Raw genomic sequence first — 24,417 nt, forward strand, 5'->3', positions numbered from 1 at the left:
TTAGGAAATATGCGGGTAGTGGACGCGGTCGTCGTCGGACAACTCGGTGATGCGGAGTTCGCCCGCTCCCCCGCAGATCGGGCAGGCCCGTGAACCCTGGCAGGTGGGACAGCGATGGCGGCCGGTGGCGGTTGGCGCCTTGGTCCAGCCGGCGCCGTGGCAGGTGGGGCACAGGCCGTGGCCGTCGCATTCGTAGCAGAGGACGGCGCCTGCGCTGACGGTGTCCGGAGTAACAGCAGGGCCGGGTCGGGCCGGGGGTGGATCCGGTTGGTAGAGCTGGATATTGGGGGTTTCACCGAGCAGGACGATCCCGCCGTAGCCGTCCTCGATGCGGGCTTGCAGTCGGTAGCCCTCGCGATCGCCGCGGACGACGACGACGGTCGGGGCCTGCGGATCGCGCTGGATCTGGACGGCCCAGCCCGCGGTGTGCAGCACCTGGGCGGCGCGGTCGGCGCGGGAGGGATCCGGTGGGCCGGACAGGTTGGCGACGGCCTCGAATCGGTGGCGGGGCGGATCGGCCCAGTCCACCTGGCTCGGATGCTTCGGGATGACCACGTACGGCGCCGACCCGGGCAGGATCTGGGCGGCGAACCAGCGCATCTGACCGCGGAGGAACTCGGCGGAGCGGTCCAGCCACTCGCGCACGCCCTCGATCTCCGCCATTACCGTGCACCACCTTCGAAGTTCGCCGTTGCCGGACGGTAACCGGCGGGCCTGTACACGATCACCATACGGTCGGTCGGCTGCGGCGGCGAGTACTTGGCCATGGCGTCCGGGTTGAGCACGTTGCTTGCGCCGGTGTCGATGGTGAACAGGTATTCGTCGCTGCCGTCGCCCGCGAACTCGGTGTGCTCGGTCACCTCGAAGGCGGCCGCGAGCGAGGGCGGCAGCACGCGGCTGATGGCGAGCATGAGCTTGTCGCCCTGGATATGCCCGCGGTCGCCGGGTTCGCCACCCTCCACCAGTTCCGACTTCATGTCCCACTGGATTTCGATGTGCGCGCCGGGCACCAGGGTGTGCGGCAATTGCCGGGCGAGGGTGTCGTAGTCGGTGTCGCCGTAGTGGGCGCTGACGTTGTTGATGTAGTAGCGCGCCACGCCGCCGTTGCCACCGACATTGAGCACCGCGCCGTGCAGCAGGAAGTCGGCCCACACCATGAGCGAACCAGGGCGGGTCAGCGGACCGGCGTCCAGGATGCCGAGATTGCGGCGGCGCTGGCCCGCGTCGGCGTAATCCATGGGCAGTTCGGTTTGCAGGATGAGGCCGCGACCGGAGGTGTCCTGCGCGGGCGTCAGTTCGACCGCGAACCCACCGCGCCCGACACCCACGTCCACGGTATGGCCGCCCTCGACCGCCGCGGGCACCGACGGGCGCGGCACGAACCGCACCGGGTGGCTCTGCTGGGCGGGCAGTCGATATTGCGCGCGCGGACGCGAGAGCACGTCGACCGAGGACCTGCCGTTGGCCTCGTCGTGGATCACCACGACGTACTCGATGTCCAGCCCGGCCGCTTCGGCGCCGCGGTTGGCTCGGTCCATGGCGTGGAAGAAGTCGAGTATGGACATGGTCGCCCCGTTCGGGCTGGTGGCCAGGGTCGGGAACTGCACAAGCCCGGTCGTCCGATCGAGCACGCCGCCGACCCGGTCCGGCATCTGGGTGTAGGCGCGGGCCGCCTGCCGCATCCGCTCGAAATCGATGAACCGGTTGATCTGCTGCATGTGGCCCGGGGTGTTCTGCACATCGGTGATCGCGGCCTCCAGCGCCGACCGTCGCCACTCCGGGGGCATCGGATCGTTGAAAGCGCGCTTGAGCGGAGCCAGGGCGGCGACCAGGTCGTCGGCGCTGAACAGTTCGGCCGCTTCGAGCTGTTTGCGAATGGCGCTGACGTCGGGGTTGGCGAAGATCGGCTCGAAAAGGCGGCGGCAATACTCCTCGCGCATCCGGGCGTTGAGCGAAAGCCCCTCCGCCATCAGCACTTCGGAGGCATGCTCACCGGTAAGGAAGCGGGCGAGGCTGCCGAGGTGGGTGAGCGCGGCCTCGTGGAACGCCGGGTCGGTCAGTGTCTTCCCGAAGACGGGCCGGGAGGCGACGGCACCACCGTATTCCAGCCCGATCCGGCGTGAGAGCTCAGAATCGTGCGCGGCGAGCGCTTCCGCCGCCGGACCGACCGGGTCCACGTCCATGCCCAAATGTGCGATCAGGTCGTCGAAGTCGGCCCGGATCTCCGGGGTCAGCTTGCCGCGCGCGGGATCGAAGATCGACTGATCCAGCTGGGTGGCAAGCACTTTCAGTTCCGCGAAGCGCGGACCGGGGTGCTGGAATTCGGGGTCGGTCAGCTGCCGGATCCGGGTGAGCACGTTCGCGACGGCCCGTGGCACGTCCCTGGTGCGCAGCCCGTCGGACAGGATGATGTCGAACGCGGCGCCGCCGGGACGCAGCTGGAAACTGCCGGCCTCGTCGCCGATGGTGCTGTCGACCCGCACGTGGACGGTGCGGCCGTCGGGCAGCATGAAGTGGCCGTCGCGGTGCCAGCCGATCTCGGGGGGCACGATCGCGCGGAGCATGTTCTGCACCGCTTGGCGGGCCAGCTCGGTGGTCAGCGCGCCGTCGTCGGCGGTGCGGCCGTTGCCGTCGAAGTTGCCTACGCCCTCGATGATTTCGCCGAAGCCGTCCGGCAGGACGACGGTCTCCGGTTGCGACGGCTCCAGGTACTCCGGCCCGTCGTCATCGGGCTCGGAATCGAGGTACTCCGGCCCCTCGACCTCCCCGCCCGGCACGACCGCCTCCGGCAACGACGAATCCGCACCGAGATACTCCGGCCCCTCGACCTCCCCGCCCGGCACGACCGCCTCCGGCAACGACGAATCCGCACCGAGATACTCCGGCCCCCCGGCCTCCCCGCCGGGCACGACCGCCTCCGGCAACGACGAATCCGCACCGAGATACTCCGGCCCCTCGGTACTCGCCGCGCTGGGCAGGATCTGGGTCGGCGGCACCGGATTCGAGCCGCCGAAACTCGATTCGCTCGACTCGGTGGACGGGCCGGACACCTGCTGAGAGGAGGGTTCGGGCTCGACGGTGCCCGGCAGCTCGACACCGGGCATGGTCTGCGCCTGATCGCGCCGCTCGGCGGGTGCGACGCTGGTGTCGATCATTGTCGGTGGGTGTGGCACCGCCGGGGTGGCCGGGGAGGGAATCGCGGTGATCGTCTCGGCGCCCGCCATCAGCTCGGCGGCCGGGTCGATGCCGAGCTTGTGCGCGATCCTGGCCACATAGGTGGCCACGGTGTGCTCGGAAATTCCCAGCGCCTCGGCGATTTCGGCGTTCGACCGACCGGCGAGGCGCTGGGTGCGCACCTCGGTTTCCCGTTGGCTCAACCCGCCGTGCCCCTCGCCGGACGACGGCCGGAGGGCGACCTCGGCATCCATCGACAGGATGCCCGCCCGCAGCGCCGTCGCCACCATGCCGGCCCGGCTGTTGATGCCCAGGATGCGGCCGATCCGGACCAGGTGGTTCTTCACCACGGACTCGGTGGTGTCTATGGCAAGCCCGACCTCTTTGTTCGACCAGCCGTCGGCGACAAGCGCCAGCACCTCGAGCTGGATGGCATCAAGCGCGTCCGGCCCGAGCCCGCCTTCGATCTTCGCGGCGACATCCGGCTCGGAGAACGGCACCAGGCCTCGGCGCACGCCGATGGCCGCCAGCGCGGCCCGATCGCCGGTGCCGAGCTTGTTGGCGATGCCGGTCAGGTGGGTGTGCACGGTGGCGTCGGCCATCGCGAGCCGCTGCGCGATCTGCTTGTTGGTCAGACCCTCGGCCACCAGCACCAGCACTTCGGTTTCCCTGGCGGTGAGGTCGATGTGGGTGATCAGCTGATCCGGATGGGCCGCCGGGTCGGCGGCGTGCTCGGTGCTCGACAGCAGCGCTTTTCCATTGGCGCCGTATGCGATCGCGGCGAGCTTGCGGGAGCCGGGGGTCACGGTGCCCGGCACGTACTCGTGCCACGCGCCGTTGTCGATATTGGGATCGCTGACCATGACCTTGTCGTGGTCCAGCCGCATCATCGACAGGTGCGCGACCTTCATGCCGCCGATCGAGTACTCCTCGGCCAGCAGCATCGCGGTCGCCGGATCGTCGGGGTCGGTCAGCCGGGCAAAGGCCGCGTCCCTGGAATCGATCGGCCGCATCCGGCCGTGCGCGTAGTCCTCCTCCACCTCGAGCGCTGTCCAGCCGGACAGCTTCGACTCGGCGGGGACGGTGACATCGAGCCCGACCTCGGCGGCGGTGCGCATGGTCTGACGGACGCAATCCTCGGCAGGCGCTTCCGACTCCGGCTGTGGCGCCACCGGTTGCGGGCTGGCGAAGTCCGAGCCGCCGTCGATGCTGTGCGAGGCCGCGCGGGGCCCGCTCTGCGATGGCTGCGCCGACGGCGGCGTGCCGCGGCCGCTCGACTGCCGCCCGAGAACGTGATCGGTGAAGCGCTGTAGCAGACCCTTCTTCGGCCCGCCCGCGGATTCCGTTGCGCGACTTTCGGTCTCGGCCTGCGGCTCTGTTGCCGACCCGGGCTTTACCGCGGTGTCCCCGGCCGCAGCGGGCGCAGGAGTGCGCGCGGCGATCAGCGACGGCGAGACCAGCGGCGCGATCCGGGCCGACCCGTCCTGGAGCAAGCGGGCGAGATACTCGGTGAGCTGCAGCGGGCTGGTCCCGGCCATGCCCTGGAAATACTGGGACAGCACGTCCGCCGGATGACCGGAATGGGTCGGCGGCGCGACCCGCCAACCGCCCGCGCCATCGGCTTGCAGCCGGACCACGAAGTGCGCCGCCGGGATCGGCAGCACCTTCTCGACCACCTTGCCCGGGGGACGGGCGGATTCGCTGTGATCGCGGATCGGGAGCGGAATCCTGCGGGTGACCAACTGGTGGGTGACCGCGGCCGGATGCGGCTCGGTGATCGACGGATCCGCTTGCACCATGCGGAAACCCACGTGCTCGAAGCCGTATGCCAGCGTGCCGGTTCCGTCGTCACGGGCGGCGATGAAGGCCTCCGGCCCGAGCAACTCCAGCCACTGCTGGACACCGAGATCGAAGGTGAACGACGGATCCAGCTCGGCCCGCAGCCGGTAACGCAGATAGCGACTCAGCATCTGCGGCGCGACCTCGTCGTGCCCCGGCGCGCGGAACATGCCTTCGGCCTCGTGCGGCAGCGTCTCCGCCACCACGAGCTCGCCGTCGGGTCCGCGGGTGACCGACAGGTATTCGAGCTCGTGCGAGCCCCGCCACAGCACGCCATCCCAGTCCGGCTGCTCGAGCTCCAGGTCGCGCAGCAGGTCCACGTGCTCCCCTGGTTCGGCGAGGACGAGCAGACGTGCCTTGGCACTGCCCGGATGCGGCGGGAGCAGCGCCAGCCGGTCCGCGAGCGGACCCGCGTCCACCACCCTTCGCGCGCCGGGGTTTTCGGCCAGCACGCGAGCCATTTCCCGGCCGAACACCGCGGCGTCGATCGCGGGCGCCGCCGACTTCAGCTCGACGGCGATGGCCGCTTCGATCGCGGCATCCAGTGCGTCGAGCGTGAGGTGGGCGCCCGGAGTCTCCTCCGTATCCCACGGCAGGCGTCGGTTCAGGTCCGCACTGGCGAAGCGGGCCAGGTCGAGCGCGATCTGCGCATCGGCGAGACCGGCATCGGCCAGGTACCTCTTCATCGCCGCGAGTCGCGCCGCGGTGGTGTCCTCGGCGGCCAGATACGTCTGCTCGGCCGGACCGCGCGGTACGAACACGCCCGCGGCGCGCTGCCGCATCAGCTCTTCGACCGCCTCGACGAAGCGGGCGGCGCGCTTGTCCAGCTGGGCGTCCGTGAGCTCTGCGGCGGCCTCGGGCTCCGCGACAGACTGGGAAGCGGCCGCGACGGACGGAATACCGTGTGCGCGATCCCATTCCGCGCCGAAGAATTCCGCCAGATCGACGCCGTCGATCAACGGCCCGTCGGTGGCCAGCTGCTCGCGGATCGTGCGTGCCGCGAACCGGTAGGCCACCGCGTGCATCGCCGCCTTCGGCACCTGGCTGTCGTCGCGGAGATCCGGGTAGTCCGACTCCACCGTGTAGACGTTGCGCAGCACATTCTGGGCGCGGTCGTAGGCGGCGTGGAAGGCCCGAGCCAGCGGACCACTGCTGTAGAGGCCATACCCGCTCACCTCGCGCCGGTGCTGGAAACGGCGGGCTTCGGCTTCGGCGCGCAGATCCTGCATCGCCGCCACATAGCGGCCTCGGCTCTCGGTCAGCAGAACCAAGGGGTCACCGCCTGCCGAACGCGCCGCATCCGCCAGGTAGGCGGCGATGACCAACTGGTCACCGTTGGATATCGGACCGCCGCCGAACGGCAGGACGAGAGTATTGGTGGTGGCGTCGTATCCCGCTTCGCGCGCCAAATTCTCGCGGCCCATGGATGATTCGGTCGCCTCGAAACCGAACCGGATCCGGACATTCAGACGTTCCAGCGTCCGCATGGCCCACCGGCCGGTCTCCGTGGTCTGCAATTCGGCACGGACGGTGAGCATTTCGCTGTTCGCCGTCCGATCCAGCGATGGCAGCATCGACCGATCGGCGATCGCCAGGTCGTCCACCGGAACCTCCACCCGCTGGCCCGGGCGTCCGTTGATGGCGGCTATCCCGTTCTGAATCCCCGCGAAGCGCGCCCGCGCCCGCTGCCACAGCTCGGTGAGTTCGACAAGCGCACCGACCTGCTGCCGGGAATGCGTGGCCCACATGCGAATCTCGGCGCCGCGGAAGTGGTCGTACATGGCGTCGATCACGAAGCGCAACCGCGCCACTAGGTCGGTGGTGTCGGGCATTTCGTCGACGCGGGCGGGCGTCATCGCGTTCATCTGGCTCAGGACGCGATCCCATGCGGTCTCGAGAGCGTCGATCTCCCGCTGCACGGCCGCGCCTTCGCGCATCAGACGCTGCCTGGCCCGCACCTGCTCCACCGACAGGTCGAGGCCGCGGCTCATGCCCTGCCTGCTCTGCCACTGTTCCTCGAGGGTTTCGCGCAGATCCGTTGCCGCGAACTCCGCGCTCGCCAGCAGCGCGTCGACCCCGGCCGCCCGCCGCACCCGGCTCGCCAGCGCGTCGTCGGTGCCCGGCGCCACCGGAGCCGCCGCGCAGGCGGCGTGATACCGGGCGAACAGGCCCCGCCGGAACGCCAGATCGGCCGGATCGGCTCCGGGCAGGTCGGTCCGGGCGAAACCGGCTTCCTGGACCTGCGAATCGAATTCGGCCTGCCAGGCGATCGCCGTGGCTTCCGCGCGCAGCCACGGCCGCACGAACGCGTCCCGATCCATATTGCGGATCAGCATCGGCTCGGTCTCCACCGCGTCGGCGGCGACAGCCTGCATCCGCGCCGCGTGCGCGAGCACCTGCTCGGCCACGGCGATCAAACCGCGTCCGGTGGTGTCGATGGTGATCGCGCGGACCCGGCCGTGGAAATGATCCCGGTCGCCGAACTCCACGTGGGCCTCGGCGCTGTGCAGGACCGCCATGGCTTCCTGGCCGATGGCGGTGCGGAACAACAACTCCCAGACCGGGTGGGTGGTGCGGTCCGGCTCGCCTGCGACCGGCGGTCCCAGCAGCGGGTCCGGTGGTGCCGCCCGGAGCCGCACCCGCGTGGTCCGCGGCTCGTCCGCGAAGGGGTCGTCCGGATCCGGTTGCGCGGGCCCCTGATCCGACGGGCTCTTGCCGATGCGCAGGATCCCGTCGGGCAGCGGGGTGGTGCGGTCGCCGACATTCTGGACGACCTGGCCCTCGCGCCACACGACCGCCCGCGTGCTTGCGGTCTCCGCGCGGGAGCTACCGGTCAGCTCGGCCAGCGAAACCCGGTCGCCCCCGGCGGTCCGGAACCAGGCCAAGCCATCGGCGTCCGGGCGGCCCTCGTAGGTGACGCGCTGTCCGTCGACCTCGAAAACGTTGTCGCCCAGGTATTTCACCGTGTAGGCGTGCGCACCGATTCCGGTCCGCTTGTCGGCGGTGTGGCGCTGGTCGAGCACCCAGGCCATCGCCCCCTTGCCCGCCCGGTGGATGAGGCCCTCGATCAGGTTCGCGTGCGCTTCGTGCGCCCCCGCGGTATCGAACCCTTCCGGCCGAGCCCCCCGCAGCAGGTCTCGCACGTCCCGCCACTGCCGCCCGAACCGGCTCCGCGTCCGCGCATCCGGCAGGTCGGCCACATCTCCCTGGTCCGCGACGACCCGGCCCAGCGACCGATCGACACAATCGGCGAGCGGTAGCGCGTCGGTCGCCGTGTCCGACGGAACAGGCTGTGCGGCAACGACGTCCGGATCACCGAACACGTGCCCGCCGTCGGACAGCGGCTTCTCGGCCGAAACCGCCGCGCCATCGATCGGTTTCGCGGTCACCCGCGGATCGTGTGCGGCGCCATCCCAGCCGCGAAGTCCCTTGGCGACCTGCGCCATCCCCTCGCCCGTGAACGCCGCCGCCGCGGTGGCACCGACGACGCCGCCGGTCGCCGCGGCGGCCGCAGCCTTCCAGTCGACGGCACCGGCCATCCCGGAACCTGGGGCTCCGGCGGCACCCCGGTCGCCCTCGGCAGTGGGCCCCTGCCCCGGGAGATTCGCAGCCGTCGCGGCACCGGCAACCGCGCCAGCCCCAGCGGCAGCCGCAGCATCCCGATCGACCTCGGCGGTGGTCTGCTGACCCGGAAGATTCGAAACCATCGCGGCACCGGCAACCGCGCCAGCCCCAGCGGCAGCCGCGGCATCCCAGTCGACGCCAGCGGTGCGCGTGAGGTCCAACCGGATCGGCGGCACCTTGCCCGTGCCCTTCGCCAGGTCGTCGTCATAGTGGACAGGCTGGTCGGACAGCGCGTCGGTGGGCGTGTGCGCCGGTAGGGGCAGGTTCGACAGGACATCGGCCACGGCGCGCAGGGTCCGCGCCGACTCGGGGTGCGGCATCAGTTCGGCGAGGGCGCGCAGGCGTTCCGGCGCGACCAGGCCTGCGATTCGTCCGGTGTCGGCCGCCGCGTCGAATGGCGAACCGCAGGCTTGCCACAGGGTGTGCTCGTGCAGGGTCAGTTCCAGGGTGCCCGCGTGATCGCCCTCGTTGGGCACCCGGACCGGCAGCAGGATCTCCGCGTGTTCGCCCTGCGGCAGCATCAGCCGGAAGGCCTCCCACAGGGTCCGCAGGTTCGCGTCCGCCGCGAAGGCTTGCGGATTGGTCTGCGCCCAGTCGGTCAGCATGGTGGTGACGATCTGGTTGATGCCCGACGGCGGCGAAAGCTCGACAATGCCGTGTGCGTCGAAGCCGCGCGCCATGATCAGCCACTTGAGCGCGTAGGCGGCTTCGGCGTAGGCGGCGCGGGCCTTGGTCGGGTCGACAGCAGGCGCGGATTCGGGACCGACGGCCTCGGCGACAGGAGCTTCGGCCGGAACCAGCACCGCGGTGAGAATCGTGTTGCCGCGCACCGCGAATCGACCGTGCATCTCGGTCAGCGGCAGTCGGTCCTTGCCGGTGGCCTCGACCATCACCCGCACGTGGAAGGTGCCTGCCTCGATATCGAAGCTGACGAGCGAGTTCGTGAAAACGTGTCGCAGGCGCAGGCTTTGGTCCCCGGTCAGGGTGTACCAGGCCTTGAAGATGCTCTCCTTGGCGGAGAAGAGCACCTTGTCCCAGGCCACACCGGAATCCGGCAGGCAGTCCAATTGCTCTTGCACCCAGAGCAATTCCTCGACGCGGCCCGCCCTGAACATCGTCCCCCGGACCGATCGATTGTTCTCGGCGTCGATGCCCACCGACCGGAACCGCGCCGAATCGCCGACGACCGCGGCGTAATAGGTGTGCTTGGTGGCCGGGTCGATCGTCTTGTTGGTGAGGCTGCCCACCAGGCCGTCCGGGAACACCGGCTCGCCGAGCGGTCCGCGCCCCACCGGCACATCGTGGTGACCACGGTCGGCCATCGCGCGCCGGGCCGCGGTCCGCGTGTTGGCTTTCTCTCGCACCAAGAACGGCGGCGACTTCTCGTCGAGGAGGATGGCGGCTTCCTCCGGCAGCAAGGTCGCGGTCGGATCGTCGCCGACGATCTCGCTGGTGGACAGCTCCGGCAGCAACCCACCGATGAGCGAGCCCACGGATTCCCCGTCGACGAGCACGCCCGCGACGGGAACGGGCCCGGTCGCGTATGCGCGGTTCTTGCTTGCGTCGACGCCGAGGTCGGCGGCGTCGAAGATGTCCTTCGGCGTGAGGCCCGGCAGGATCTCGGTGACGCCGACGTGCAGGCCCATGCCGCGGTAGGCCGCGTCACCCGGGTGCTTCGGGTGCTCGATCAGGTCCAGCCCGTGCTCGGCGGTGTAGGCCGCGACCCTGGCCTCGATGTCGGCGAGGATGCCGGTCAGCGTTTCCTGATCGATGCCGATGACGACGGCGGACAGTTCGTCACCGCCGGTGCGCATCGGCACGACCGCGCCGCCCGCCGCGTCGAGGGCGTAACGGAACGCCTCGGCGATGCCGCGGAAGTGGACGTTGGCGGCCGCGGCCCGGTTGTTCATCGCCGCGTTGAGGCCGCTGAGGTTGGCGATATCGGCGGACAGGTAGAACGCGGGCGCCCCGGTTTCGGCGACGAACCGCTGTGCGCGCAGCACCTCGGCGGTCTTCACGCCGGAGAGCCGGGCGTCGTAGAAGTCGGTGACCTCGTCACGGGCGACCGGGCGATACATCGCCTCCGCCACGAGTTCGGGGGTCAACTCACCAAGCGCGTGCAAACCCTCCGCGAAGGCGAAGCGGCGCAGCTCGTCCGGCGACGGGTATCCGGCGAGCGCGGCGAGGTTGCGGTTCAGTCCGCCGAGGGCGAGTCCTCGCGGCGCCGCTTCAGGTCCGCTCGCAATTCCGCTTTGGCCGCCGCTCGCTTGTCCGCCAGTTCGCGTTCCAGCTCCCGGATCCGGCGCGCCCGCTGTTCCGGTGTCAGCCCGGTCAGCCCCAGTCGCTCGTCGCGGCTCTCCTGCGACATCGGTCCTCCCGTTCTTGCTGTCGTCGACGCCGAGGTCGGCCGCGTCGAAGATGTCCTTGGCGGTCAGGCCGGGCACGATCTCGGTGAACCCGACATGCAGGCCGACACCGCGATAGGCCGGGTCGCCCGGATGCTTCGGGTGCTCGATCTCGCTGAGCCCCTGCTGCCGAGCATAGGCAGTGACGCGCCGATTCACCTCGGCGACGATCTCGGTCAGTGTCCGCTCGTCGATGCCGAGCACGATCGCGCCGACCTCGTCACCGCCGGTGCGCATCGGGATCACCACGCCGCCGGAGTCCTCCAGCGCGGTGCGGAACGCGGTGGCGATGCCGCGGTAGTGCGCGTTCGCCGCCTCGGCCTGGTTGTTGCAGAACGCGTTGAGGCCGCTCAGGTTGGCCACGTCCGCCGAGACGAAGAACGCGGAAGCGCCGGTGTACGCGACGAAGTTCTGCGCCCGAAGCACCTCCGCCGTCTTCAGTCCCGACACCCGCGCGTCGTAGAACTCGGTGACCGCGTCCCGGCCGACCCGCTCGTACAGCGCCTCGGCCACCGCCTCCGGCGAGGAGAGGTCCGTTTCGCGAACCTTCTGTTCGAATTCGGCGCGGTGCACGTCGTCCGGGGAGGGGTAGGACTTGGCCATCCCCTCCGGGGACCGCATCGAATCCGTCTCGGCAGCAACGATATTCGTGGTCGCTTCACTATCGGAGTCGGCTACCGGATCGGTCCCGGGCTGCCAATCGAGCTGAAGTAGCCTCCGGTAGAGGACATTTTGCGCTGTGGTCGCCGCTACGGGGTCGAGCCGGACGGCGGCGTAAGCCTCGGCATAGGTTTCGTAAACGTCCAGGGAGCCGTCTGCCTGGAAGGAGTAGCCGGTGAGCTCGACTTGTAGCCACAGCTTGAAGAGCGTGGCGAAGGTCGGGCCCGCCACGTCATGCTGGACGCCCCAGCCCGCCAAGTGCTCGCGGAATGCCGCTTCCAAGTCGTCCTGCGCTTGCGCCCAGTCCGCGTCGAGAGCCGCCACGGAAGCGGTTCGCCCGCCCGCGGCATGCATCGCGTGCCCGAGCTCGTGGGTGGTCACGATCCGCACCGCCGAGTAATAGGCCGGACCGACCGAGAAACGATGGGCAGCGTTTCGCCGGATCCGCCGGTGGAGCAGTTCCGGGTTGATGGCGAAGCGCTCGTTCAACACGAGAACCACTGCGGAGGAACGCATCCCGGGGACCTGGCGGCCCACAGCATGCGTGTGGGCGAGCACCTGATCTCCGAGCGGAGCGATGTCGAGCGCGACGACGTCGAGCGCCGGGTGGGCGCGCAGTTCGTCACGAACGGTCTGCAAGTAGTCCCGGTAGGTGTAGAAGTCGACATCGGGGATGACCGCGCTCGGTGCGCAGATATTGGTTTCGGCCGTGAACGCTGCGGCCTCTGCGAGCACCGCCCGGCGCTGCTCGGCGGACGCGGGATCGACGGGCGCGGAGGCGTCGTACGGAGTGCGGCGGTGCCATGCGGCGGCCTCGCGCTGGAGCAGCTCGAACAGCGTGCGCTGGCCGTCGGTGGCCGGTGTGCCATCCTTCGCTTCGCGCTCGACGGCCTGGAACGAAACCGCCAGGGCGTCCGCCGGCTCCAGGGCACCGTCCCGCTGATCGAATAGTGCCCCTCCGAACTGCTCGTACAACCACTTCCCGAACGGTGCGGTGGCCCGATGGTCGGTGTCGTGCCGCTGCCGCAAGGTGGCCATCATGTGCGCTTCGGCTCGCCATCGCCCGGCGTACACCATCGCTTGACCGAAGGCACGAACGGTAGCCCAATATGTCTCGCTCGGCGAAAGTTCCGGGCCTTCGTGCTTCCGGTGCAAGGTGACCCGTCTCGTGAACACCTGCTGATCGAGCCCGGGTTCGACCGCGATGGGCGCTTCGCGGTCGCCGCCGTGCCATGAAATCGCGACCTCGCGCAGATCGATCTCCGGGTGCGCTGTGAGCATGTCGTGCACCGCATGCACGAACTCCCGCGCCCGGTCCAAGTCGTTGTCGACAACCGGGCTCAGGGACGGGAGGACCTTCACGTCGGGATGATGCTCCTGCAACGCCACCGCGAGGTCGATGAGACTGTTGGCCTTACTGATATCCCATCGCCGCGGGGCGCGGTTGTTCGCATCGGCGAAGTCGGGTGCCGAGTCGAAGTTCACCGGGGGCAGAGCGGCGCCGAATCCGCGGAGCCCACCCCCGAGAAGTCCAGAAGGGTTCAAAGCGGCCCCGAAAGCGGCCCCGATGGACCCCACAAGACCGCCGAAGCCGGACCCTGGCGCCTTCGGCTGGTTCCCAGGATCGTCCAGTGACTCCGGTCCCTCCACCATGGCGGAGGTTTCGGACAGCGTCGAGGTCGACGGATCGGTGGGGTCGACGGACTGGTCGCCGGTTGTGGGTTCGGGGGCGACCTCGTCGGTGTCGGTTTCCGGAGTGGCAGGCGTATCACCCTGTGGCGCAGTGGGATCGGTCGGTTCGGCCGGATCGGTGCCGGGATCGGGGTCGATGCCGGAATCCGGGTCGCTGTCGGCCATCGAGCGGATGAACCAGATCGACTTGCCGCGGCCGTTCGCGAGCGGCGCGTAGTCCCAGGCGTCGGTCTGAGTGTGCAGGATCTGGATGCCGCGACCGCGTTCGTCGTAGGCCGCGGCGTCCTGCTTCTCGGCTTCGGTCCGCTCGGGCGCCGCCGGTGCTTCGTTGTCGCCGGCTTCGGCGGCGGCCAGCGCGTCCAGATCGAGATTCGCGATGGCGTCCTCGTCGACACCATCCAGGAACGCGTCGAGGTCGTCGCCCCGCAAAAGCTCCGGCTTCGCGCCGCCATCCCCGGCCTCCAGCGCATCCAAATCCAGATTCGCGATGGCATCCTCGTCCACACCATCCAAGAACGCGTCGAGGTCATCACCCTGCAAAAGCTCCGGCTTCGCGCCGCCATCCCCGGCCTCCAGCGCATCCAAATCCAGATTCGCGATGGCATCCTCATCGACACCATCCAAGAACGCATCGAGATCGTCACCCTGCAACAGCTCCGCCTCGGCGGCCCGCTTCGCGGCCGCCTCCTCCGCCAGGCGGCGCTCCTCCGCCGCCGCCACCCGTTCCTCCATCAGGTTGGCGTTCTCGCGGATCGGGCCACTCGGCGGGTGGCTCGCGACATTGTCGATGCTTTGCACCACGAGTTGACCGGCACCGGGCAGTACGCGCAGCGTGACCCGCACGGGGCCGGTGCTGTGCTCCAGGGAGTTCGCGACCGCCTCGCTCGTCGCCACCCACACCATCTGGAGGTGCACGGGTGCGTCGGCGCTCCAACCGATGGCCGCGAGCTGATCCCGCAGCCAGCGCCTCGCGATTCCGGCAGGACGGACGCGCTCGCTCCTGGCGTGGTCGTGTTCGTAGAGATCGTCGGGACGTTCGGTATCCGTGACCTCCTCGCCCACGGTCGTTTCCGCGTAGTGCCCGGGGTGCCCCTCGAACACCGCACCGGACTGGGCGAGCCACGGCAGGATCACCGATTCGTGCATTTCGACGAACGCGTCGGCGAGCCGAATCGGATCCGAACCCGGTTGGAAGGCCGGGTCTTTGGTGTCGACACCGGCGTAACCAAGATCTAGGTCCCGGTACCGCATCGAGGTGCCGTCCGCGCTACGGGTGAATTCCAGGGTGACCCCGCCCGTTCCGCCGCGCGCGAGATCGAGCGCCAACGTCACCGACAGCGTGTCGACCGGCCCGTCGGCGGTCTCCAGATGCCGCATGTTCACGCTCTCGACCCGCGTCGCGAAATGCGTTCCGGAGCCGGCCAACTGGGCCGCCTGCCCGCCCTCGCCGTCGAGGAGGTCGCCGACCGAGATGGTCGGGGTGCCAGCTGCCGACTCCGGATCCATCTGGGCGATGAGCGCACCGGTCCGGGTCTCCGGATCGACGGGATGATCGGCGTTGGGCTGCAGCGGTTTTCCGTCGACGCCGTACCGGATCGCGGTCGTCGACACCACATCCGGGGTGAATTCGTTCCAGCGGTACGGGCGCCAAGCGCCGTTGTCGACGTTCGGGTCGCTCATCATGAGCCTGCCGCCTTCGCGGACCATGTTCCCGTTCTCGTCGACATTGGCCACGAGGACCATGTGGGCGACGTTGTCGTACCCGTAGGTCACGACGACCAGCGACGCGGTCATCGGATTCGCCGGGTCGGCCAGCTGGTGGGCGATCGTGTCCCGGTCCGGGTACACCCGCAGGCGGCCGCGCCCGTAGAACTCCGCCTCGTCGGCGCTGCGCCCGGCGAGTCCGGCGTTGTCGTCGGGCGGGTCGACATCCAGGCCCAGGTCGTCGTGGCCGGTGCGCAGCGCCACGTCGACACAGTTGCCGATATGCCCGTCGTACCAGGTGCCGCCCCACGGCTGGGCCGGTGACGGATCCAAGCGGTACAGCTCCTGCGGGTTCAGCTCATTCGAGATCAGCTCCGCGTTGCCGCGGCCCATGTCCTCCTCGAGCTCGATGATCCGGCCGCTCGCCGGATCCATCGGCATCCGCACGTTCGTGGAGTCCTGCGCCGTAGGATCCGACAGACCGGGCCGGTGCTCGTCGAAGGTGACCTCGTCGATCCGGCCCGCGGCGATCCGGCCGAAGTTGCGCAGCGCCTCGGTGGGATTCCCGGTGCGGGGGTCGTAGTCGAAGTAGCTGCTGAGCACCGCCGACTCGTGGAGACGGTATTCCTCGGCGGAGGAGATCTCCGCGGCCACCCGTTTGGCGCCGAAGGCCGCCGTCGCCGGATCCATGCCGGTGCCGTATCCGGTGTACCGGCCATTGGCGCCGGGAACGTCGGCGCCGAGCCAGGTCTCCTTGTCCCGGGAAGTTGCCGCGACATAGACATTTTCGGGATCGATGCCGGTTTCGGCGGCGTGCGTCAGCGGGAGGCCCGAGGAGCCTACGATCACCAGATCGGTGACCTGGTCATCCGCGCCAGGGAGCGTCGACCACGCGGTGGCGACGATGAGCGAGCCCGCGCCGTCCAGGGCGAAGACGTGCATGTCCGGTGCCGGCGTGCTGCCCTGCGCGCGAACGGCGTTGATCGCCGCGAGATCCCGGGCGAGCAGCTGTCCGTCGGCGGTCACCGAGTCGCCGTAGCCGCGCCAGGCGATGACCGCGTACTCGCGGTCGGCATCCGCGAGGACAGCGGAGTCGAACAGCTGCGTCGCGTGAATCAGATTGTCCGGCACCGTGGTAGCCGTCACGTGCACGGTGTCCGGAGCCGAGACCATGGTGGACACCGAATCGGCGGTCTCGAGGTCGCCGAAGGTGACGACGCTGCGCACCTGTCCGTCCAGCGACGGCGCGTACGTCCGCAGGTTCACCGTGGGCGAGCCGGGGATATCGGCGCTGTTCGCTTCCATCTCCCGCAGGTCGAAATGCAGCTCCGACAACGCCTTCCGCAGTTTGGCGGCGCCGGGCGACAGATTCTCGCCCAAGGCCAGCAGCACGCGTCGGTCGTTGTCCATCAGGTCCCGGTTGACCTGAGCCCGCACCGGGTCGGGAATGCCGTCGGCCTGGCCGATCTTGCGCGGCGCCAGTTCGATCAGCGCCGCCCGCTCGGAGGGGTCCAGTGCGTCCCACCACTGCCGATTACGGGTTGCGAGATCGCCGGATTCGCCGAGCAGATCGGTGTAGTGCTCGGCGTGCAGCAGGATGCTCGCATCGGCGTCGGCACCCAAGCGAGACAGCGCGTTTCGGACCAGCGCCTGCTGGTCGGGTGTGCCCTCGGGCGGTGTCCACAGGGTGGGCGGAGCGCGGTCACCGTTCGCGTCCGGGTCGGTCACGCCGATCGCGAACTCCGGGTGCGCGGCCGGGTCGGCCGGGAATTCGCTGATGGGGCGCAACGGATTTCCGGCGCGATCGAAGGCGATGCCCGACATCGCCACCACGTCCGCCCCGGCCTCACCCCGCACGAACGGCCGCCAAGCGCCGTTGTTGTCGTTCAGGTCCCGCACCATGATCTGGCCGCCCCGGTTGGCCATCACATAGGCGTGCGCGCCGACACCGTTCGCGTCGGCGGCGGCATAGTGATCGACCATGATCGCGATCGACAGCGGATCGTCCGGATCCGCCAGGCGCGCGGCCACCTCGTTCCGGCTGCCGAACGGCTGCAACCGTCCCTTCGCACGCGCTTCCAGCTGCGTACCGGTGCGCCCACCCAGCCCGGGCTCATCGGTGAACGATTGCGCGACAGCGCTGCCGGTTTCCGAGATCACCGTGTCGACAGCGTCATCCGCGCAGCGCTGCTGCGTTTCCGGTTCGGCGGACCGCTCCGGAACAATCTGCGGGGCACCACTTTCCGGATCCACGAAGCCATGCTCACCGTCGGTGACCGACGGGTCGGCCGCGCCGCGCGGCACTCCCATGGCCGTGGGCCGCGTCGCTTGTTCGCCTGCCACGACGGTGGACGGCGGCACGTTCAGGTCCGCGCGGCCGGCGGCGGAGCCCGGCACGGCACCCTCGATCCGCAACTCGGCGACGATGCTGCGCACCGTCCCGCGCTGCAGGATCTCCAGTTCCGCCTGGGACATTCCCATCTGGGTCGCGACCTGCACGATCCGCTTGCCGTCGAGATAGCGCAGCTGGGCGAAGGTCTGGCCGGGATCGCCGAGTCGGCCGATCGCCACCGTCAAGGCGTCGCGGTTGTTCCGCTGGGCCGCCCGCACGATGTCCAGCGCCGCGCCGGTGGGCAGGAACACCCCGGTCGACAGGATGTCGTGCAGGGCGAGTACGGCTTCGCGGCGTGCCTGGGCGAGCGGCCTCGGCCCCATTTCGGTGCGAAGCTCCTCGAAGGACGCACCCTCCAGATACCTGCGGGTGGCGAACGTCCCCGCACGCGTGGGCAACTGCTGGATTGCCCGTTCCAACATCGCGCGCTGGTGCCGGGCGTGCGCGGACAGGTAGGCGTCCAGCACCTCCGAATCGGGGTTCCCGGTCAGCAGCAACTCGCCCAGTAGCTTGATGATCGGCCCGAGCCGCCGCTCGACCTCGACGCCGGTGGCGCCGACCTCGGACCCGATCGCGTCGGTCGAAAGCGCACCCTCCAGCACGAGCAGCGTGATCTGCCGATCGACCGGACCCAGCGTGCTCGGACCGAGCACCAGCCGCGAAACCATGTCCGGCTGGTCATGGTAAACCTGCCGGACGAAGGACAGGTCGGTCGCCGCCTCGGCGATCCACTGCGCCAAGTCGGTGACGGCCGCGCTGTTGGTCCGCAACACGGAAGCGACGTCGACGCCGACGCGTTCGGCCACTTCCGCATACGGCGCCTGGTCGATCACCCGCAGGCGCACGATCTCCTGCTGCTCCGAATCCAGTCGCATGATCAGGACCTCGACCAAATCCGGCTCGGCACCAAGCGCGGCCTCGACGAGCGCGAGCGCGTCCGTGATGTCCACCGCTTCCTGGAGCGCCGAATTCGCCTCGGGCGCTGACGGCGCCTGGTCGGGAGCCGTCGTGTCCGGCGCGGGAACCGGGGTGGTGCCGTCCATGACCGCGGGCGCCGATGGCGCCGACTCGGTGACCGGCTGGGCCGCCGCCGCAGGATGCTGTGGTGGCGCGGGCGAGACCGGAGCCGAGGATTCCAGCTCGGCCAGCGCCGCGGTGCGGCGGTTGGTGTCGTCGGCGGCGTCAACCAACGCGTCGAGTTCCAAGAAGCGCTCGGCGACCTCGGCGCTGTCCGCGTCGGCCTGGTTCATCAGGAATCGCTCGACGCGGGTCGAATCCACCTGCCCGACAGCGATACCGAGCAGTTCGGCCAGAGTCGCGGCGGCTTCATCGCGCTCGGTGCGCAACTGCGTGAGTACCCGCGAGTCCGGGCCGAGCTCGGCGGGATCGACCTCCAGTGTCTCGGCCAGATCGTCTCGGTTGGCCCTGGTCCGCTCGAGCTCGGCGCGCGCCCGCTCCGGATCGCTGGGCAGCGCTCGCGCGGTGTCGACGGAAGCCGTTGGCGCCGACTCGGCTACCGGTGCCGCGACGACGTCGGCACCGGGAATCCCAGCGAGCAGCGTGTCGGTGTCGGTGGCCCAGGCGATATTCGACGCGGTCAGCCAGTCGGACATCTGCCGATGCAGCTGGTGCAGTGCGGCGCCGGTCCGCAGCGGTTCGGAACCGAGATCGACGTCGGTGAGGCGGGCTCCGGCCGGGGTGAGCGACACCGTAACCCGACCGGGTTCACCGCGCACCGGATGCAGGTGCAGCCGCACGTCCACCCCGCCGGCGGTGGTCGTGACATCGGCGACGTTCACCCAGAAGCCGTTGCCGTAACCGGCGAACAGCGATGTCGCGGTGGCCGCGTCGCCGACCAGCAACGCGTCGACGGTCGGCCCGTTCGCACCGGTCCAGACCGCGCCCTGGTTCTCCTGGTTGAAATCGACGCCGGACAGGTCGACGCCCAACCTCGTCAGCTCGTACCGCAGCTGCGCGGTGAACTTCGGATCGGCGTTGGCGTTGGAGAACGCCTGGGTGTACGGCTCGATGCTGATCACCCGGCCGTCGACGATATGCCAGATGCCGAAGCCCGCCGGTCCGGCGCCGGGATCGCCGAGGGTGCGGAACAGTTCGTAATGCGTGGCGGCGCTCGCGGTCCTGATCTCGCCTGGCGTGGCGCCGATGATGAACCGGTCACCGGTCGCGTGGCTGTTGTACAGCTGACCGGTCTCCGCGTCGATGAACCGCCCGTCCGCGTCGACCGCCAGCCGGGTGTACACCACGCTCGCGACCGACGGCAGAACCTCCTCGAAATCGGTGTTCAGTTCGGCGATCTCGTAGGTCGGGCGGCTGGGCGCGGTGGCGGCGAGGGTGGCGTCCACCTGTGCCGGGGGCGGCGCGGCATCGGACCGCGTGGTCTCGGCGTTCCCGAGCAGGCCGTTGTAGAGGTCGGCGGCTTCCAGGACCCCGGCGTGGGTCAGCCAGTCGGTGTACAGCTCGAGCGTCTCGGGGGCGGTGTCCGGGTCGCCGGACAGGTCCCGTTGCTCCAGAACGGTTTCCAGCTCGGAGACCGGGGTGTTCAGCGCCCGTGCGAGCGCGTCGGCGAGGCGAGCGCATTCGGTGCGCAGCTCGGCCAGTCGCCGCGAATCCGCGGTCAACTCAGCAGGATCGACCGACAGCATCTCAGCCATGTCGGACAGGTTTTCGCGGGCGGCCACCAGCTGGCCATCCCGGTCCGGTTCGGCTGCCGGGCTCGGCGGGAGCATCTCGGCACACAGGTCCACGAACGCGGCCAGCTCGGACGATCCGGTCGCCGCGGCGGCGCGTCGCAGCTCGACCACGGAATCGCCGGAACTCCGTGCCGAGAAGTCGACCAGCTCGGCGACCGCCAGCAGCTCCGCCAGTTCCTGCTGCAAATGGGTATTCGTGTCTTGCAGACGCTGTCCGACCGTCGGGTCGAGCACCCCGGTGCGGAGCCCCTCGACCTGGAGTTCCTGAGTCGCGTTGTCCCACTGCATCCGGAGGCCGATCCATCGCCGCAACTCCGGCAACCGCCCTGCGTCCACCGCCCGCTGCCACGCCGCCGCATCCATGGCTCGCAGTTGTTCCTGCACCACATCCACGGCCTGCCGCAACAGCCCGGGCCGCTGCATCAGCTCCGGTTCCACACCGAGCATTGCCGCCAATTCCGCGGTTGATGCTGCCGGTGCCGGATCCGCGTGCTGCTCGGACGCATTCGTGTTCAGTTGCTGCTGGCCATCCGTCGGCGCGACAGGTGGTGCGCCCTTCATGCCGTCCCAGTAGACGCCACCCAGGACAAGCTCACCGAGGTGCGGGTTGTCACCAGCGATGCGCACCAGTCGGCTCGGCGTCGGATAACCGCTGGCCGGACCCGCGAGGTCGCGCTGAAGTTGTCGCAGGAGCAGCTGATCACGCGCCGTAGCGGTTTCGAGCAGCACCTCGATGCGTGCGGTCAGGAGGCCAACGGCCTGTTGCAGCAGCAGCGGGTTCCACTCGTAGCCGACACGAGCCCAGAAGATTCCACCGTCCGGTTCGCTTGCCGTCACCAGGACGCGGTCGGCTTGGTTGTGCAGGTACGCGGCATCCACCGCCTCGACGAAGGCCCTACCGAACCCTCGCCCCTGATACACCTCATCGAGATGCAGGTCGACGTGGTGCACGGTCACGGAGCCGTCGGACTCGAATCTGTAGGCCTCGGTCAACCCGCCGATCTCGTTGCCGGACTCGTCCACGACAGTCGCATGCACTTGAATGCCGTCAGCCAGGCGCCGCACCTCGAGGTCGGCCAGACTGTACGGGCCGTACTGCCGGGCAAGGCCACTCAGCATGCCCGCCAGCTCCACAGCACTCGCACCGTCGGCGGCGGCATCGAGCACATCGCGTAGCGAGGGCAGTGTCGGCTCTTGCGGGCTCGGCCGCGGCCCATCGGCCTCGGTGCCGCCATCGTCCCAACGCACACCCCAGTGCGCGAGCCATGAGGTGAATCGTTGGTGGAAAGCGTTCAAGACCGCGCCGGTCCGCTCCGGCTCCTGGCCCAGTTGGACATCGGTGTACCGGCCGGTCATAGTGCCGCCGTCCGAGGTGACGGTCACCGTGATCCGCCCCGGCTCGCCGCGGACCGGGTGCAGGTCCAAGGTCATCTCGAACCCGCCGGGCACCGGTGACGCGGAATGTACCGACACCCAGAAGAAGTCGCCGTAGCCGCCGAACAGGCGACTCGGCTCGTGCTGGACCATATAGGTGACGTCGGCCAGGGATGGAATCGCGGCGCCATCCGCCCAGACCACGCCTTGGTTCTCCAGCACCGTGGAGCCGCCCGGGTAGTTCCAGAAGGGCACCGTCCGCAGATCCACACCCATTCGGTGCAGCTCGAATCGAAGCTGCGCCACGAATTTCGGATCGTAGTTCGACTCGTGGAACACCAAGCTGAACGGCACGATCGAGACGAGCCGTCCGTCGACGATCTCGGCGACGCCGTAACCGCCGACGCCCTGCCCGGGATCCTCGTACGAGTCGTACGCATCCGAGTGCGTACCGTCCGGTGTAGTGCGGAAATCGCCGGGAGCAGTGCCGATCACGAACGGATCGCCGCCCTCGCTGCGCGTGTTGTACAGCCGATTGTCCGGCCCACGGAACAGGCCGTCGGAGTCGACGGTGAGCGCCACGACCGTCGCATCGCCGATCGCGTCGTGTTCGCTCGGCAGCGCCCTCTCGTACTCGGGCTTGCTCGGCGCGTCGATATCGGAGCCTCGGACGGGCGGTTCCGACTGCCGGTCGTCGGCGAGCGAGTTCGGGGTACTCGCGTCCTCCGTCGAGTGTTCTCCGACAGTCGTTTCCGCACCGCCGCCGAGATGCCCTGTGAAGACGACGCCCGCCGCCGTCAGCCAGGGCAGTACCACCGATTCGTGCGCGTCGGCCAGCGCGGTGGCGGCCCGCATCTGCCCTGCGCCAGGGTTCGGGTCCAGTTCGCCGAGATCTATCTCCGAGTACCGTGCCGTGACCCTGTTGCCGTCCACCGCGAGCAGCAGCGTCACCGTGCCGCGCCGACCACCCTGCGTGGTGAGCGCCAGAGATATCGAAAGGCCCTCGTCGGTCGTGCTGATCGCGGCGGGTCGCATGGCGAAGCCGGCCCTGTCGGCACGCAAGGCCGTGAGCGCCGAGACGCCCGCCTGTTCCAGCACCGCCCGCGGTGTCTTCGCGCCGAAGTAGACGTCGTCGGCGGGCGGTGCGGCGTTCGGGTCCGCGAACCGCGGGGACAGCAGGATGGCCTGGCCGCCCTTGTACACCGTGGCCCAGAGTGCGACGGTTTGGTCGGTGCTGCCGCCGGTGAGGTGGGCCAGCGATACCTCGGTGGTGGTGGCGGCGCCGCCGCTGGTGAGCTGAGGGGTGCCGGTGGGGGCCGGTACATGGAACCATTCGCGGCCGTCGGGGTCGACCCGGTTCAGGATGACGGGTTTCCCGTTGAGTTCGAAAGTGTGTGTGCCGTCGGCGTTCTTACCGATGTAGGTGAGGGCGGCGACGTGGCCCATGGCGCCGTGGCGGTCGGCGGTGGCGCGCTGTTCGAAGAGTTTGGCGGTGGTGCCGGGGCCGGAGTCGAGCAGGCCGCGGATGAGGCGGGCGTGGGCGGTGGAGTCGGCGTCTGCGACGAAGCCCTGCACCGGTGCGCCGTTGAGCTCGGGGACGATATCGCTCCACAGCACACCCGCCAGCGACGGCTCGAGCAGATCGGCGTCGGTGACGGTGCTGCCCTGCGCCTGGTTGACGAACCGCGCGGCGACCCGCACGCAGTCGTTGTCGTGCTGGTCGAGGTAGTACCGGGTACGCGGGAAGGCGCCGTCGCCGTCGACTTCGACGGTGACCGACAGCACCTGCTCGCCTGCCCTGCCGGTGACGCGCGCCGAGACGTGCACGCCGCCGCGGGCCAGATCGTGGTCGTTGGTCGTGAAAGACCGGGTGGCGCGGTGGACGATGTCCTTCACCTCGGCCAGCGCCTGGTCGACCTTGGCCTCGGGCCAGCCGCCCATGATGGCGCGCAGCCTGCTGTCCACCCCGTCCAGGCCCTGCACGCCGTAGTAGAGCGGGAGCGAGAACTGGCGGGTGCGCGCCGGATCGTTGACGTTCGGGTCCAGCCCGGAGGTGAAGTCGAGCGGGTCGGCGCGGCGGCCGGTGAGGCGCTGCCAGAGCGTGCGCTTGCCGGGCAGATGCGGACGGTTGGCGTCCCAGTCGTATCCCGCCGCCTTGGCGGCCGCGTGCGCCTGATGCCCGGTCGCCTTCGGATTGCGCGCCAGGAACTCCGCTTCGAACAGCGCGCCCTCGAGGGCGATGATGTCCTCGCGCACCGGGTGTCCATCGATCAACCGGTTCCACATGCGGACGACGTCGGCGATCCGGTTGACCTCGGAATTGCGCAGCAGGTAGTCGCGCGCCCGGTTCAGGTTCCGCACCACCTCGTCGGGGGTGCGGGTGGTGCCCGCGTGATCACGCAGCCAGGTCGAGCCGTCGGACCGCTTGGGCATGTGCGTGCCCTTGGGGTCGCGCACCCACGCCTTGCCAGGACCGCGCACCCAGCGCTTGGGGTCGCCGCCGGAGTAGGCGTCGGGGTTCGAGAGCGCGTTGTCGGCGATCCGCGCGAGCAGGCTGTCGTGCTCGTGCACGCGATTGTGTTCGAAGTCCGCGTAGGCGGCGTCGGTCTCCTGCTGAATCCGCTGGCGCGCGAGGTCGTTTGCGCGCCAGTCGGCGGCCAGGCTTTCCGGGATGTCTACGCTCTCGCCGGTGAACGGATAGACCACCGTGCCGTCCAGCCGCCGCTGCTCGGAGTTCAGCGCGACCGGCGCCAGGTCGTCGCGGTGCAGCGACTGCGGGTCGGGCTGGCCGTCGTCGAACCAGGCGTAGGTGCGGGTGCCACGCACCACCGGGACCAGGTGG

General features: G+C 69.6%; 2 protein-coding genes (1 of these 2 cut by a window edge). Both read right to left on the reverse strand.

Annotated features, from left to right (window positions below; all coding sequences use genetic code 11):
- A complete protein-coding gene (locus NAM01S_RS14455; protein ID WP_067785112.1) occupies positions 1-663 on the reverse strand; it encodes a DnaJ-like cysteine-rich domain-containing protein in 663 nt (220 codons plus the stop codon).
- Positions 663-24,417: the 3' portion of a LuxR C-terminal-related transcriptional regulator gene (locus NAM01S_RS14460; RefSeq protein WP_067785118.1), read on the reverse strand. Its footprint extends 19,433 nt past the window's final position; the window shows 23,755 of its 43,188 coding nt (coding positions 19,434-43,188); its start codon lies beyond the right edge, outside the window — the gene reads right to left on this strand; the stop codon is at positions 663-665. Before NAM01S_RS14460 ends, NAM01S_RS14455 begins: the two co-directional genes overlap by 1 nt.

The sequence above is a fragment of the Nocardia amikacinitolerans NBRC 108937 genome (genome assembly GCF_001612615.1).
Taxonomy (GTDB): domain Bacteria; phylum Actinomycetota; class Actinomycetes; order Mycobacteriales; family Mycobacteriaceae; genus Nocardia; species Nocardia amikacinitolerans.

Coding starts and splice junctions, on each gene's coding strand:
- NAM01S_RS14455 (WP_067785112.1), bottom strand. CDS start 663: ATGGCGGAGATCGAGGGCGTGCGCGAGTGGCTGGACCGCTCCGCCGAG.